The organism is Algibacillus agarilyticus (assembly GCF_003286125.1).
GTDB lineage: Bacteria > Pseudomonadota > Gammaproteobacteria > Enterobacterales > Alteromonadaceae > Algibacillus > Algibacillus agarilyticus.
Window position 1 is genome coordinate 23328 of sequence record NZ_QMED01000021.1, and the last position, 16799, is coordinate 40126.

A 16799-nucleotide genomic window follows, 5' to 3' on the forward strand; every position below is an offset into this window, starting at 1 on the left:
GTTTATTCTTATTAAGCTAATTAACCACTTTAATAATCTGTTGTTTGCTCAATAAAAACACGTGTGATGTATAAAATGAAATACACCGCGCGATACTTTTTAAGTCGATAAACGCGCTAAATTTCTTCTTTATTTTACTTTTCTATTTAATCAAACCCCATTTTTACGATAATTATTTAACGCTGAATTGATCTTAACAACAGGCGTATTTTGATAATTAAACCGGCCGTTGTCTCATTTTTACTGGCGCTATGATCGTTTTAATCAATTTATTGGATTTATACCGATAGATTTTCAATTGGTTTGTACTTATTTTCACCTGAAATCTTGTTGATAATAAATTGTTAACAATATAGTCTTGATGTTTAAAACTATAAGGAGAGAAGTGTAGTGAATGTAAAAACAACAAGCTTAACGGTTAGTCTGATACTGAGTGTGTTGGTTTCAGGCTGTACTAACAATAGCCAAAATGAATCGTCTAAAACTGCAGATGAAAATGTAAAATCGAGTATGATTAATGATGCATTTGATAATGAAGTTGTTTTAGAAAATCTAATTGATTTAAATGCGACCCAATTGTCGGTTAAATTAGAACCGAGTACCAGTGTCGCTAAAGTCGTTAAACGTAACGGTAAATCTTCATTAGCCGTTGAATTTTTAGCGTCTGAAAACACGTCAAAATTGCGCGTTATTCCTCAATCGCCTTGGCAGCTTTCTAAGCATGATAACTATAATTTTGCTTTTGATGTTAAGAATGTTTTAACCAATTCAGTACACTTTTATCTATCGTTAGAAAACGAAGCAGGTAAATACCAAAGCCGTTCAATCAGTATTCCTGGGCAGTTTGAAGGTACGGTGTATTTTCCTTTATCAGGTATTGAAGCCGAAACTGACTCTGGTTTTTGGGGTGATGCTCTACCTTGGCAAACCAATGACGAGCTGATGGTTTGGCGCTCTTGGCGTTCTTCACAAGTTGATTTATCAACTGTATCGGCATTAAACCTGTTTACGATCGGCATTATCGAAAACAAAAAAATTGAAATTAGCGATATTCGTTTACGTAAAAACCCGGCCACCGATCCGAATTGGATGAAAGGGATCGTGGATAAATTTGGCCAAAATGCCCTTATCGAAACCCCTTTAAAAATCAATTCTGAAGCCGAATTAAAAGCCGCGGCTAAAGCTGAATTAATTGAGCTTAAAAACTCTAAAGGCATGCCTAATCGCTCACAATATGGCGGTTATACGGCTGGCCCCAAATTAAAAGCCACCGGATATTTCAGAACAGAAAAAGTAGATGGCAAGTGGTGGATGGTTGATCCAGACGGCTACCTATTCTTCTCGCATGGGCCCGCTAACGTAAGAATGGCTAACTTATCGACGATCACGGGTGTTGATTTTAAAGATGACAGCGTAAGAAAGATTAGCGCCGATGAAGTGACCCCAGAAGATTCAATGGGTATTGTTAATGTATCTGAAGCAGTAAGAGATACTCACTTTGTGCGTTCAACGTTACGTAATGATTTATTTGAATGGTTACCTAGTTACGATGATCCGTTAAGTAAACATTATAGTTACCGCAGAAAAACCCATAAAGGCCCTGTACCACATGGTGAAACTTATAGTTTTTATCGTGCAAATTTAGAACGCAAATATGCTGATGACAATAATGGTGAATTTTTACCACAATGGCATCAAGTCACGTTAGATCGCATGCAAGACTGGGGCTTTACATCGTTTGGTAATTGGGTTGATCCCGCTTTTTATGAAGCCAAACAAGTTCCTTATTTTGCTAACGGTTGGATCATTGGTGAGTTCAAAACCTTATCGGGTTTAGTTAACCATTGGGGGTTAATGCCTGATCCGTATGACCCTGTTTTTGCTGAACGTGCACGTGCAACGATAAATCAAGTTGCTAAGCAAGTAAAAGCATCACCTTGGTGTGCCGGTATTTTTATCGACAATGAAAAAAGCTGGGGCGAAAGAGAAGGCTCGGTTGAAGCACGATATGGCGTTATTTTAGATGCATTATCAAAACCAGCGGCCGATAGCCCAGCAAAAGATGCGTTTTATACTTTCTTAAATAAAAAATATAAAACGATTAATAAACTCAATAAAGCTTGGAATACCGATTTTAGCAATTGGGCGCAAATTCAAAATTCAATTACATTCGCTTCTTATAACGATAACTTAGTGAGTGATTTATCTAAGATGTTAGAAATGTTAGGCGAGCAGTATTTTACTGTTGTGCATAATACATTAGCGCAAGTTTTACCAAACCATTTATACATGGGGGCGAGAATGGCTAACTGGGGTATGCCTGATGAAATTATCAAAGCATCTATTAAATATTCAGATGTGTTGAGCTTCAATATTTATGAAGACAGCATGCAAGATGATTACTGGAAGTTTCTTGAACAAGTTGACTTACCGGTGGTTGTGGGTGAGTTTCATATAGGTAGCTCACCTGACTCAGGCATGTATAACCCGGGTATCGTACACGCGAGTGATCAAAAAGATCGTGCAAGAAAATACAAAAATTACATGCAGAGTATTTTAAGCAAGCCATACATGGTTGGCGCGCATTGGTTCCAATATGTTGATGAGCCAATCACAGGCCGAGCGTTTGATGGTGAAAATGCAAATATCGGTTTTGTAACGGTGACTGATATTCCTTATCCAGAGTTGGTGAATGCAGTTAAAGACGTAACATCAACTATGTATCAAAAGCGTTTAGCCGATTAGTCTTTAACGCTTTATGACTTAAATTAGCTTAATGATGAAGCCGCGTTGGTGTTTATACACTGACGCGGTTTTTTTATGCTTTAGTTCAAGTTAAAACGATAACAATCAAAAAAGGCGGGTTTTAGTGGGTATACACTCACTCATGTTCAAATTCAGAATATCCAAATTTAATTTCATTATTCTCATCACTTCATGCTTCTCATCATACGCTTTCATCTTGCCTATTTAACTTACATATAAACAAAACACTTAACTTGATTAAAATAATTTTAACATATGATGTTTATGTAAATATTATTATTGTGTAGTATGGCGGCCTATTAACGATGATTATGAATAAAACATCGCAATAAACTTAAGAGAATTTTATGAAATACAAATTATTTAGCTTTTTGCTACTTGTCTTATCGATTAGCGCATGTGGTGGCAGTGACAGTGGCGCTGCAGATAATAACCAAACATTAATTTGTGATAACGGCGGTACGGATTACCCCGCTTGTACTGCGCCGGTGTGTGATAACGGCGGCACGGATTACCCTGCTTGTACAGCACCGATGTGTGATAACGGTGGCTCTGACTATCCTGCTTGTACTGTACCGGTGTGTGATAACGGCGGCTCTGACTATCCTGCTTGTACAGCGCCGGTGTGTGATAACGGTGGCACTGACTATCCTGTTTGTACTGCACCGGTTTGCTTAAATGGTGGTACGGATTATCCAGTATGTACGGTACCGGTTTGCTTAAATGGCGGTGCGGATTATCCCGTGTGTACCGATCCAACTTTGCCTGAATTTTTAGATGAAAATGACTTTTTTAATGATACATCAGTATTAGTACCTGCTGAGCGTAAAAGAATATTAACTAACGTTAATGGTAATGATTCAAAAGTATTAAATGACCTGATTACTGAATTAAACGCACAAGGTGGTGGCATTATTAACATCCCGGCAGGAAACTGGTTATTTGGTGAGATAGTACTCAGATCTAATGTACATTTATTTATTGACCCAGCAGCGATTATTACCCCGGTAAGAGTGACTTGGAACGGCCCTACATTCCATTTAGGGTATAACGATTTACAAGTAAAGAATGTTAGCATTCGTTCAACTTCGGCCACCGAAAAATTCACAATTGATATGTCAGGCTTGCCTGATAACTTGTACCCTCCCACCACTCAACAAGAGCCTCGAGTCATGCCGTTTAGAGTGTCTGAAGTTGAAAATTTTATGGTTAGTGGTGCTTTTGTTATCGACAAACACACAATCCATTCTTCGGTTAATTTTATACCCAGTGTGAGAAATGGAATATATGCCGGTGCAAACAAAGGATTAGTTAAAGATATAACCGTTAAAAATGCCCATGGCGGTTACGGCGCGGTGCAAACCCGAGTTGGTTCTAATGTTTTTTTTAAAAATATTAACTCATTGAGTGGTGGCTCTACCCTGCGTATCGAAACCGACGCGCCACATGCGTCTGGCTATAAAGCGCCAATAGAAACGATGGTTGTTTCAAATATATTTGGTTATAACATAGGGTGTAACGAAGGTAATTCAGCGGTTATGATCCAACCTTGGGCTGCTGTTAACGGCCGATTTGACGTGCAAAAAATATCGTCTAACAGTTGTGGTGCTGCCGTGCGAATTGATAGAGCATTTGTTGAGTGGCAAACCACGAGTGGTGAGTTTACCAACCCAAATAATTTACCGGTTGGTTCATTTGCTGCTGATTCACGTATTACTGATATAAATGCAACGTATGGTACAAAGGCGCAAGTTAAACAAGGCACGTTCCCTTTCATACCATGTGATTTACGTCATTTATACCAGCCTGAAATTTTAATGGAAACCTTTCATCAAGGCCCGAGTATTAGCCCATTATTATATGCTGCAAGTAGTCATACATTAACAGACTCAAGGTTTTATGACATTGATGTGCCCACTGAAGATGAAATTGCAGCTAAGTCAATTGGTTTTCCGGCGGCTTCATTAATCATCAGTCGTGATGAACAAAAATTACCAAGCTGTAATTAAATAAAATACCAGTTAATGATCGACATCACTTAACTGATATTTTACAAAAGCGGTGAGAATATACCTACGTGTTATATTCCACCGTTAAGTCTACTTTTATTATTTACATGGACGTGATTAATAAGGTTATTTTTTCAATGCTATGGCTTATATCGCTTAAAACTCGATAATTCAAAGAAGCCAAGATATCGATCTTCTAACTTTACTCAGTATCTACATTCAATATTTTCCAACTTTTGAAATTGCCGTTAGTTGCTACAAGAGATCCGTATTTTACATTGCAGAATGCTGGGTTATCTACTTTTTGTTTGGTTATACTAGTTAAACGTATATTGAACGAGGCTTATAGTAAATGGCTGAAAATTTGAAAGGCACATTGATTTTTGATTTTGATGGAACACTGGCAGATACCTTGATGATTAATTTAAAAATACTTAATGAATTGTCATCGTTTTATCAATTTAAGTATACAACGCCGTCTCAAATGCAAGTGTTACGTCAGTTGCCGGCGAACCAAGTATTAAAAAAATTAGGTATTAACTGGTTTAAAGTACCTTGGGTAATGCGATCAGCTAAAAAAAAATTAAACCAGTACATGACACAATTACCTATTTGTGAAGACTTAAAAACAACTTTATTTTCTCTACAAAAGCAATATCAATTAGGTATCGTCACAACTAATTCACGTGAAAATGTGGATGCATTTTTAGTGCATAACAGGCTCGGATTTTTTGATTTTATTTATGCAGATGCCAAGCTTTTAGGTAAAAATTTTATGCTAAAACGAGTGTTACGCAAAGAGGGATTATCAGCTGATAATACTTTTTATATTGGTGATGAGCTACGCGATATCATTGCTGCTCAGCGATGTAGTCTTCAGTGTTTATCGGTTTGCTGGGGGTACAATAGCCGAGGTGTTTTAATAAAGCATAACCCAAATAATATAGTTGAAGCACCTCAACATTTACTCACTCGGCTCGGTACTTAGTGGTTTAAAAATCTAAACGTGAGTCAGCAAAATCGAGCCGTTTAGAACCCTCGAACTGATCAACAATATGAGTTGTATAGAAGAGAAAGCGTCAAGTTTGCCTACCCTTTTATATAAAGTTAAACTGGATCAATCTAATTTAAACTGCGTCACCTGATTGCATTTTGAAGTGATTTGAGTACTGTCTCAAAGGGACTCTACTACCACAACACTTACTTAAACCAAAAGACTAAAGGAAAAATAACCGCAACGATAAATGACCACAACGTATATAACGGCAAATACTTAGCAATTGTCGTTTCAAGTTGGCTTAAGTTATCGTTAAATCTAATGTGTTTAATATACGCTTTTAACAACAGGCTCAAATGAAAAAAGATGAGGATATTAGCACCCGATACAACCACTCTGTTTACCGTTAATCCATATTCAGACAGCCTAAATAATATTGCCGACAAGGCCACTGCATTGACTAACAAAGTCGCGCTAATCAACGAAACATTAATATAGTCCGACAATGTGGCTTCGGCGATACGCTTTTTTCCTGATATTGAAAATATGGTTAGCGCTAAAATAACAACCAATAACCCGTTAAAAGTAATCAGAAAATCTCTATTGGTGAAAGGGCTTTTGCCCTGATAAAGCGTAGCGATAAGATAAACAAGCACCGTAATGAGAAATAAAGGTGCAAACACATTAGATAATATGGAGGCAAATTTACTCTCTCTGTTTTGTATTGCATCAAACAAATAAGTTGCAACGAGGGGAGCACAAACTAGCCCAAATACCACCACATATTGGGTATACCACTCTGCTATATTTAAGCCGATCATAGAAAATAGCCCCAAAGTTACGCCCGTTAACACCATTCCGCCTAATAAGATAAGCATGGCATATATAAGCATTTCGCCTAAATAGCGAATAAAATTAAGTCTGGATTCGACATTTTTACAATCGTCTCCCATAAAACTAAGCGCTAATAATGACAGTGAAAACATGGGTAAATGCACTAAAGCCATAATGACAGATGCTGAGTGATGAGTATCGGGTAGAAGGGCTAAATAACCTGCGCTGGCTATAACGCCGCCAACAATCATTTTTAATATTCTACGACTGGGTTTCGTTGTGCTAACAAAGTAGGCTATTACCGCCGTGATAATTAAAATAGGGATATAACGTGGATAATACCAATCACCTTCAATCGGTAGAAAAGTGGGTAATTTGGCCAAAATACTCGTTATAAAACAAAAAGCGATTAATAGGCTAATCGAGAAATTTTTAACCACCGCGGCAGGGCAATAAGATAGCCTAGCATGCCATACTTTGAGCGTTTCTGAATCAGGGGTTACTTCAAGTGCATCTTTAAGTTGCGCCTCAAATTTTTGTGGTGATTGATGATAAGCCGCTTCTAATGCGTCAGGCTGATTTAAATTAGCTAAGAGTAAATTGTTGGACATAAATTACCTTGAAAAATCATTAATAAACTCAAATAAGTAATTAAAAAAGGTTACTCTTCAAGTCTGGCATCTAATTTCAGTGATGGATTGTTAAATGGACCCCAGTGTACAGCAAAAATTTGATTCTTATCCCGAAGATGTATCGGTATTACTTCGTAGTTTACGCACTTTGATTTATAAGGTTGCTGAGCAAGAAAAGATACTGGACTTAACAGAAACATTGAAGTGGGGTGAACCTAGCTATCTTTCAAAAATGGGAAGTACCATTAGAATTGATTGGAAAGCGAAACACCCTATGCAGTATTGTATTTATTTCAACTGTAAAACGATATTGATAGAAACATTTAAAGAAATCTATGGTGACCGGTTTACCTATGCCGGTCGCCGTGCAATTGTATTTAAAATCGATCAGGCTATACCGCATAAAGAGCTAACCCACTGCATCTCTATGTCATTGCGTTATAAAAAAATAAAGCATTTACCCTTACTGGGTGCTTAATCATTTTTTAACAAAATAAATGATGCTAGGGCGTGTTTATCTTTGTCGTTTTGATGGCGCTACTTGTTAAATCCCGTTTTTTAAGACCCTTTATGCATTTCGGTGTAAGTTTGGGCGAGCTGTTGGGCTGATTCTTGAAAATGTGCATACATGGCTTGCGAAAAATCATCCGGGTAAATATCTACTTGACCGTTATTAATTTGAGCAAATGTATTTATTGCAATTGACTCAGTGGTCGCTTTAGGAATGTCACCTGGCGCTAAGCGGGTATCGGTTGGACCAGGGTAAACACATACCGCTTTAAGACCCGAATCAGCTAACTCTATTCTTAACCCTTGAGTAAACGACATTAATGCCGCTTTTGTAGCAGAGTAGGGGCCTAATGAAGGAAAATTACTCAGAGCCGCAATAGATGAAATATTAATAATCGCGCCATTTGGGCTTTGTCTTAAAACGGGCATCAGTGTTTGGCATATGTTCATGGGGCCAAAATAATGTGTATCCATTTCTTTTTTTGCAACGTCTAATGCGTTATCAGCTAAATTAAAACACCCATTAGCGATGCCCGCATTATTGATTAGTACATCTAACTGTTTAATTGTTTTAAGGTTTTGAACATGGGTGTTATTGGTTACATCTAACTCGATGGCTTTAATTACAGCGGGATTTAATTTTACAACGGCTTTTAAAGCCGATAAATCACGACCTGCAGCTAAGATGTGTTTAGCACCTGCGCTTAGACACGTTTTTACAAATGCTAAACCAATCCCTCGATTAGCACCTGTAATTAATACGGTTTTTCCTGTCAAATTAAGCATGTTGTTTCTCTCGTTTTGTTGAGTGATGTGGACATTGTATCTATCTAATTTTTTTTGACTAGATGCTAAAAATTGATAACATTTATTTGTATGGTGAATAAATAGAATTATAAATAAAGGCTATAATTGAATGGATCAAAAACAACTCTTTCACGCCATGAGTGCATTTATTGCGGTGGCCAGTTCTGGCAGCTTTTCTAGCGCGGCTAAACAGCTCGGTTATTCGCAGCCTAGTATTTCTCGATTAGTGAATGAACTAGAAGCAGATTTAGGCGTTCGTTTATTGCAACGCAGTACACGTAAATTAAGCTTAACTGAAGCGGGCACAATTTATTTACAGAAAGCACAAAAAATACAACAAGATGTATTAGAAGCAAAGCAGGCTCTCAATGGATTTAAGCAGATACCGTCTGGTAAGCTAAGAGTGGGTGCTCCTTTACATTGGGTTGATTTATTTATTTCTCCTTTTATCAATGAATTTCTTGCACGTTACCCCGATATTGAAATTGAATTAATGGCCACTGACCAACATCAAGATATTGTCGAAGATAATTTAGATGTGGTGTTAAGAGTTGGCGATCCTAAACAAGTAACTTATATTGCGGTACCCATTAAACCAGTAAGGCTCGTACTTTGCGCGAGTCAAGATTACCTAAAACAACATGCGGTTATTAGTCACATTAATCAATTAACCCAGCACAACTTGTTAACTTATCAAGGTTTTAATCACTGGCAAGCCAAAATTAATAATGAAATAACGCACATTCAGGCATCGGGTAACTTGAGCTGTAATCAAGTTACGGTGTTAATTAATGCTGCGGTTCAAGGGCTAGGCGTTATTTTATTACCTAATTTGTTAGTTGAATCATATCTTAATAACAATCAACTAAGCACCATTTTAAGTGAGTATCGCTTTACAATTAAAAATGCAACGGTAGAGAACATGTATGCCATTTATTCTGACCGTAAGCACTTAGCCGCTAAAACCAGAGTCTTTTTAGATTTTTTTAAATATAAAATACAAAGTGTATAAACAAAAATAGATAATAAATAATCATGGACGTTTCTCTCAGTATAAGTACAATGTTTTATGTATATTGTTGACTATTGGTTTCGGTTGTTAAATTTTTAGTCTTAAAAAATTAAGTTAATTAAATTAATGATTAACTTAAAAACCGTTAATCATTAATAAGTTAACAAGTAGAACAACAATAAATGTGCTCTTTAGGAGAGAAATTAAATGATGTATCGGCTCATTATTACGACCATTTTTGGCTTAATGTTGCAAGCTTGTAGCGTTTATGATGCTAAGCAACATCTGGCTAACCACACGACTAACGACAAAGATTGGGAAAATACCGCGGTTGTTTCGCGCAATAAAATGCGCACGCGTGCGACCTCTTATTCTTATACAACCGAAGCTGATGCGCTAAGTTTAGATCGCGAAAATGCGAAAATGCTAAATTTAAATGGCCAATGGTTATTTAAATTTCAACCTGATGATGAAAAGGTAGATACCGCATTTACCCAACTCGATTATGACACCGAAAACTGGCAGCAAATACCGGTCCCGTCAAACATTGAATTATTAGGGTTTGATATCCCATTTTATACTAATACCCAATTGCCATTTTATTCAAATGCGGCTTCACCTTTACCCAATACGGCTCCTAAAATCACTCGTCACAACCCAGTAAGCAAATATGTAAAGCAGTTTACTTTGCCTGCTGATTGGCAAAACGAGCAAATCATTTTACATTTTGGTGGCGTATCGTCGGCTTTTTACGTTTGGGTTAATGGCCAAAAAGTAGGCTATAGCCAAGGCAGTCGCTTGCCTGCCGAATTTGATGTAACGGATTTTGTACATCAAGGCGAGAATAAAATTGCATTGCAAGTGATGCGTTGGAGCGATGGCAGTTATCTTGAAGGGCAAGATATGTGGAAGCTGAGCGGCATCCACCGTGAAGTGTTATTATTGGCGCGTCCAAAAGTAGCGATTGCAGATTACTTTGCTAAAACTAAACTCTTTGATGATTACCAACGGGGTGTATTGCAAATTCGTCCGTTTTTAACCACGTCAAATAATAGCCAATTAAAAGGCTGGACATTAAGCGCACAATTATACAACAAACAACAACAACCGGTTTTAGACAAACCGGCATCGGTTGATGCCGATAAGATTATGCGTGCATACCCGCAACGCGAAACGATTCAATTTGATCTATTGAGTTTACCGGTAGACAAACCGTTATTATGGACCGCCGAAACGCCAAACCTTTACACCTTGTTATTAACGTTAACCGATGCCAACGGCAAGATCGTAGAGGTGCGTAGTAACCGTGTAGGTTTTAGAGATGTTAAAATTGTAGCCGAAACCGGTGAGTTATTAATTAACGGCCAGCCTATTAAAATTATTGGGGCGAATCGCCATGATCATCATGCGGTAAGAGGTAAAGCCTTAACGCGTGACGATATGTTAAACGACGTTAAGTTAATGAAGCAATTTAACTTTAATGCCGTGCGTACGTCTCACTACCCCAATGACCCTTATTTTCTTGAACTCGCCGATCAATACGGTTTGTATGTGATGGATGAAGCCAACGTAGAAAGTCACTTTTTTGGTGGTCAATTCAGTAATGACAACAATTGGCTAGCGCCCATCATGGATCGCATTGTGCGTATGGTCGAGCGTGATAAAAATCATCCGTCTATTATCTCTTGGTCTTTAGGTAATGAATCGGGCATGGGGCCTGCACATGCGGCTGCCGCAGGGTGGATTAAAGATTTTGACCCAACCCGATTTGTGCATTATGAAGGCGCACAAAGCCAACCTGATCACCCTAATTTTATTGAACCACCCACTTATTGGTATTGGGTACCCGAAACAATGGAAAAGCTAGGGCGTAAATCGACAATGGCTAATCCAACTGATCCAGACTACGTTGACGTGATCAGTCGCATGTATCCGAGTGTTAAATACTTACAAGAGTTAGCCGACGACAGCACCATTACACGCCCTGTATTAATGTGTGAATATGAACATGCGATGGGGAATAGTTTAGGTAATCTGGATGAGTTTTGGGATCTTATTTGGCAACGCAAAAATCTAATTGGCGGTTATATCTGGGATTGGATGGACCAAGGGTTAGAGCATGAAAAAGACGGTGTGAAATTTTTAGCTTATGGCGGTGATTTTGGTGATACCCCTAATTCGGGTGCCTTTAACCAAAACGGCATTGTTGATTCTTATGGTAATCCGACCCCCGAATTATGGCATGCCAAATATGTATTCCAACCGGCTAAAATTGAAGCGGTTAACTTGAATAAAGGTAAAGTGAAAATCACTAACCGATTATTCCATTCTAACTTGTCTGCATTTAAAACGGTTTGGCAGTTAATGGCCGATGATAACGTATTACAACAAGGTGATTTAAATGCGTTAGATATTGCACCGTGGCAACAAAAGCAGATCACTGTGCCGTTTAAACAACCTAAATTACAAGCGGGTGTGCGTTATTGGTTACGATTAAGTTTGCATACCAAAACCAATAACCTGTGGTCAGACGCTGGATTTGAAGTCGCCAAAGAAAAATTTGAATTGCCTTGGTTTAAAGCCCTTGCGTTATCTAAAAACAACGGTCAAAAATTATTACTTAATGAAACTAAACAGCAGCTGACGATCAACAATGATTTAATAAACCTAACCTTTGATAAAAAGACAGGGCATTTAAATCAATACACGATCAATCAACAAGCTTGGCTAAAAGCCCCGCTCAATATGAACTTTTGGCGTGCTATTACGGATAATGATCGCGGTGGACTCAAAGCCGCCACAACACGTGCGGTTTGGCGCGATCTTGAATTAAGCGTTAATAAAATAAGCAGTCAGCATTTGGCTGATAATAAGGTTGCCGTAACGGTTGAGTTATCGTCGCCTGCTGGGGTAACGGTTAAACAAAACTTTGAAGTTAATGGTTTAGGCCACGTAACGGTAAATGTAAAAGTCAATGCAGACACCACCTTGCCCAATATGTTTCGGGTTGGCATGCAAATGGGCGTCGCTAAAAGTTTAGATAACATAACGTATTATGGTCGTGGACCATTCGAAAATTATGCTGATCGTAATAGCGGCTCAGAAGTTAATATTTATCAATCATCGGTTAGTGATATGAACTACAACTACATCGTGCCGCAAGAAAATGGCAACCGAACCGATGTTGATTGGTGGCAACTCACTAACGCTCAAGGTAACGGCCTTATTGTTGATGGCAAGCAAGATTTAAGCATGTCAGTGTGGCCATGGTCGCAGCAAAATTTAGATAAAGCGCTGCATTCATATGATTTACAGCCACAAGGTTTTAATACGTTAAACATCGATTTAAAACAAGCTGGGGTCGGGGGCACTGATTCGTGGACAACGCTCGCTGAAACGCTTGAAAAATACCAAGTTAAAGCCGGTGATTATCAATATAGCTTTGTGATAAAACCGCTTATAAAATGATGAGATAACGTTAATAATAGGGCTTATAGTCAAAGCGATCGGGTTTTAGGGGCAGGTTTCTAGTTCCAGACGAAACCTAAGTACTTACTTCCATGTAAGCAAAACCGTCAAAGCTACCGCGTCCTGCTCTCGCCCCTTACCTGCATCCATGCAGGCAAGCTTCGAGACCCCATGAGCATATGCTCTTCTATGTGATTGGGGCCGCCTAAATGGATTTAGGTGTTAGAACGACGCAGGAGCCAAAGTCGAGAGTAAGCGCTGACAATGAACCATAAAACCTGAGCGAGAAGACTATATATCGGTTCTGCAACGCGCTGATAAAAAGTTAACCTTATTAATAACCCCATAAAAAACGAGCTTACCGTAAAGGAAGCTCGTTTTTTTATGCTTAATGGATAGAAGGTGTGGTTTCAAGCCCACAGCACCCTACGCGAAAGATGTTTCTCAAGGTGATCATATTAATAACCAAACGCATTCCTTAAGTTGCCATGCGTGATACGCCTTTGAAATTTTTGCACAAGCGGGTATTAATACCAATCCGTAATAATAAGTGCCCACTTTGACTATAGAAATAAAGATGCCGTTCTTTATTTAGACGAGATCCGTCAAGTCGAAGCTGCTGGTGCGAGTTATTATGATGTTGCGCCGGGCTTTTTTGCTCAATAAACAGGCTACCGATAAAATCGATTTTCGCCGCATTCCGAACGCTAACAGCGAGTTATAGGCGAAAATAGTTAATTTTTTAATGGTGTACATTTATACTAGATTTTAGCTGTTTTCTGTTTTTTTCTGCTGTATTTTTGTTCTATATCTTAATTTAATGGTCTTTTTGTCTAATTTTTATACAAAAATATGGTTTTGGCATCCGATATTCTGACTCAATGGATATTTCTCGTAAATTAGGCCCTGATTGACCAGTGTAAGCTAAATACTAAAAATAATAGGTGAGGGGGGCATCGATTTTATGTTTGGTGGTAAACAAGGTTTGTTTTATAAAAAGTAATGTTTAATCTTTTGGAAGGGGGTTTAGCGATAAAGCGGAGTGTGATAAAAGTTCTGTACATAGTTTGTATGCTTAGATACTCGTATCACAAACCGATTTTTGTGCGAACAGCACGGTGCTGAGTTACTTTAAAAGGGTAAGCAGCGTTATTCTAATGATTTGATGAATTTGTTTGATTGTTCAATAGAGCTGTTTATTTCGGCAATAAGTGATTTCACATCTTTTTGAATACTGCCTAGTTCACCTTTTAATGCGCCAACCGCTTTTGCATTTAAGTTATGTTTTAAATACAAAACATTGTCATTTAAGGCTGATAAAAAAGGCTGCATTTTAGATTCAGCTTTGCGCATCGATTTAATCAATTTACCATACTGGGTTTGGGTTGCCCGTAATTGCTTTTGACTACGTGCTTTTAACTTGGCACTGGTGTATTGATCTAATTCATCTTCCCATTCATCAAATAAATCATCAGCGACCGATTCTACTTTATCAATTCTGTTACTCACATTTTCAGCGGAATCTAAACTGGCTACATATTGATCATTAAGTGAATTATATGCATCTTCTAATTCACCACCATCAAAACTAACAACCGATTGAAATTGCTCAAGTGCGGATTGAAACTGTACTTGCGCCTCGGTTTGAGATGTTTGCGCATCTTTTACTCGATCAACTAAAATATCTCGCTTGTGATAGCCTACTTTTTCCATAGCCGAATAATAGGCGGTTTGGCAGGCGGTTAAACTAAATAACATTACACATAACGTTATTGCTTTAAACATGATTTATCCTTAATTTTAAGAGCTTGCATCAAGTGTAATACGAACCAGACAAATTAAAAGCGGTTTATTATGATCGTTAAAGTTATCATCAGGTAAGAAGCATGATATTTTAAAAGACAGATTTCCCCATATGAGGCTTTTTGTGGTGTTCGAATGTTATTAAGTTATAAATATTCAGACTAATATTTGATGGTAATAACGTGAACATCACTTTTTATTTGTGCCAGTGTTTGTTCTGGGATCATAATAAAATGGGTTTTCTAGTTCGATTACGTTGCGGTTTTCTAGGTTGTATTGCTTAATCACTTTACCAAATGTTTGATTAAATAGGCGATCGAAGTTGCCATCTTTTAAAGCCTTTTTTAAACCTTGCTCAATATGATTGGCCAGCGTTTTGTTGTGTTTATTGACAAAAAAATACGAAACACTGGGATACTTTATTAAGATATATGGATCGAGTGTTAAATTTAATTCTGGGTAGCGCGCTAGGTCCTTTTCGACTTCTAATAACGATCGGGGTAAATAATCCGCTCGCTTTCTATCTATCATTTGAAATAAACCTTTAAAACTACTGCTAGTTGCTACGTTAATTTTATTGTGCTTAAACACTTTACTGGCTATCCAGCTATGGAATTGAGTGGGATTTAATTGGGCTAATTGCTTTATATTTTTAACTTGTTTGAATAAATCCGGCGTGTGTTGATTAATAATGGCTAAGCGCCAACCTTTTAAGCCTTTGTATAAAGGAACGTGGATCGCTCGGTATTGTGCTTGTCGTTCTTTAGTGGCCGAGCCACTTAATACATCAACGCCTGTATTTTGCTCCATAAACTTAAAAGCACGTTGTTTAGGCAAAGGTTCTTGGTGTTTATATACTTGGTAGCGTTTATCGGTATTGTAGCTGAGCGCGAGCTTTAATAAATCCAGGTGATAGGGTTCGGATTCTTTACCGCCATAAATAATAACCTCGGCCGATAAGTTGGCTATGGGCATGCAACACCCAATCAGTATGATGATCTTTAATAATGTTAATTTTTTTTGCGTTATCTTAAGTCTCAATTTATATCTCTAGCCACTTTTGTTGTTTTCTTTAATAAACTCGATGTAAGTTCATTCGTGTATTATACCCAAGTCACTTCAAGATGCAGGGTTCAGTGGGAATTTAAATTGATTTAGGCACGGCAAACAGGTGCAAGTTTAACGGGTTAAATTAAGCCTGTTTAACACAGCATAAATCAATTTAAAACCCACCGGGACGGAGCCCCTGAGCGCTTTTACTTCGTTGTTGTATTAACTTGAAAGGGGACTACATTCCTGCATTAATACGCCTAGAATTAAAATCGCTCAGGGACTCTGAACTCGCATTTTGAAGTGACTTGGGTATATAAATATTAGCATTGATATAGTTTAACGTTGAGCTGAAAGCTTTGTTATCTGTATTCTTAAGCTAATATATTTAATTGCTCATAAGTAAACAACGGGTTGCGGTATTTAGATGATCACCTTGAATACTCTATTTATACCGATATTATAAATGCCAACACTTTACGCAATTGAATATTTATAAAATTATTCGAACAAACAATAAGGAATATAACGATGGCAGATGCAATGGATAAACTCTTTTTAGGTATTAAAAGTCATGTTGTTTGTATTAATAAAAATACGGGCGATAAATTGTGGGCAACCAAGTTAAAAAGTTCAACCATCACGAATGTATATTATGAGAATGACAAAATATTCGCTTATTCGGGTGGACACCTTTTTTGTTTAAAGGCCTCAGATGGTGCGATTGTTTGGGAAAACACGCTTAAAGGTTTTGGCTACAGTACGTGTATTATTGCGAGTGAAAGTCAAAATAGTGCGCTTATTGCCAATCAAATCGCGGCACAACAAGCTGTCGCTACGGCTGGTGTTGTGGCTGCAACAACCAATGCCAATAGTTAAATGAACTAACTAAATTGATCAAAGCGCATTCA

11 protein-coding genes are annotated in these 16799 nt (G+C 37.8%); 7 read left to right on the forward strand and 4 right to left on the reverse strand.

Annotation, left to right across the window (positions count from 1 at the left end):
* Positions 1 to 390: 390 nt before the first annotated feature.
* The 3 genes from DPX34_RS15250 (at position 391) to DPX34_RS15260 (ending at position 5763) form a co-directional block, all read left to right on the forward strand.
* Positions 391 to 2745, forward strand: coding sequence for a beta-galactosidase (locus tag DPX34_RS15250; RefSeq protein ID WP_232824762.1), 2355 nt, complete (start codon positions 391 to 393; stop codon positions 2743 to 2745).
* Between the two features lie 368 nt (positions 2746 to 3113).
* Positions 3114 to 4775: a glycoside hydrolase family protein gene (locus DPX34_RS15255; protein ID WP_111979316.1), complete on the forward strand. Its 1662-nt coding sequence runs from the start codon at positions 3114 to 3116 to the stop codon at positions 4773 to 4775.
* Between the two features lie 352 nt (positions 4776 to 5127).
* Entirely contained in the window at positions 5128 to 5763 is a 636-nt protein-coding gene (locus tag DPX34_RS15260) for an HAD-IA family hydrolase (protein WP_111979317.1), read from the forward strand.
* 212 nt (positions 5764 to 5975) lie between these two features.
* Here DPX34_RS15260 and DPX34_RS15265 read toward each other — a convergent pair whose 3' ends face one another.
* Positions 5976 to 7217, reverse strand: a complete 1242-nt coding sequence (locus DPX34_RS15265) for a hypothetical protein (protein ID WP_111979318.1) — start codon at positions 7215 to 7217, stop codon at positions 5976 to 5978.
* Positions 7218 to 7311: 94 nt separating this feature from the next.
* Between DPX34_RS15265 and DPX34_RS15270 the strand changes: the two genes are divergently transcribed.
* Positions 7312 to 7716 (forward strand): DUF1801 domain-containing protein, encoded by a 405-nt coding sequence (locus DPX34_RS15270; RefSeq protein WP_111979319.1) that lies wholly within the window; start codon positions 7312 to 7314, stop codon positions 7714 to 7716.
* Positions 7717 to 7796: 80 nt separating this feature from the next.
* Here DPX34_RS15270 and DPX34_RS15275 read toward each other — a convergent pair whose 3' ends face one another.
* On the reverse strand, positions 7797 to 8534 hold the full coding sequence (locus DPX34_RS15275) for an SDR family NAD(P)-dependent oxidoreductase (RefSeq protein ID WP_111979320.1): 738 nt from the start codon (positions 8532 to 8534) through the stop codon (positions 7797 to 7799).
* 130 nt (positions 8535 to 8664) lie between these two features.
* Between DPX34_RS15275 and DPX34_RS15280 the strand changes: the two genes are divergently transcribed.
* Positions 8665 to 9567 (forward strand): LysR family transcriptional regulator, encoded by a 903-nt coding sequence (locus DPX34_RS15280; protein ID WP_111979321.1) that lies wholly within the window; start codon positions 8665 to 8667, stop codon positions 9565 to 9567.
* 207 nt (positions 9568 to 9774) lie between these two features.
* A complete protein-coding gene (locus DPX34_RS15285; RefSeq protein WP_111979322.1) occupies positions 9775 to 13035 on the forward strand; it encodes a glycoside hydrolase family 2 TIM barrel-domain containing protein in 3261 nt (1086 codons plus the stop codon).
* Positions 13036 to 14184: 1149 nt separating this feature from the next.
* Here the strand turns inward: DPX34_RS15285 and DPX34_RS15290 are convergent.
* Together DPX34_RS15290 and DPX34_RS15295 are read right to left on the reverse strand one after the other, a co-directional pair.
* Positions 14185 to 14820 carry a DUF2959 domain-containing protein gene (locus DPX34_RS15290; RefSeq protein ID WP_111979323.1) on the reverse strand — a complete coding sequence of 212 codons (636 nt, stop codon included), beginning with the start codon at positions 14818 to 14820 and terminating at the stop codon, positions 14185 to 14187.
* Between the two features lie 207 nt (positions 14821 to 15027).
* Positions 15028 to 15813 carry a transporter substrate-binding domain-containing protein gene (locus tag DPX34_RS15295; RefSeq protein ID WP_111979324.1) on the reverse strand — a complete coding sequence of 262 codons (786 nt, stop codon included), beginning with the start codon at positions 15811 to 15813 and terminating at the stop codon, positions 15028 to 15030.
* 606 nt (positions 15814 to 16419) lie between these two features.
* Between DPX34_RS15295 and DPX34_RS15300 the strand changes: the two genes are divergently transcribed.
* Positions 16420 to 16767 carry an outer membrane protein assembly factor BamB family protein gene (locus DPX34_RS15300; protein WP_232824763.1) on the forward strand — a complete coding sequence of 116 codons (348 nt, stop codon included), beginning with the start codon at positions 16420 to 16422 and terminating at the stop codon, positions 16765 to 16767.
* Positions 16768 to 16799 lie beyond the last annotated feature (32 nt).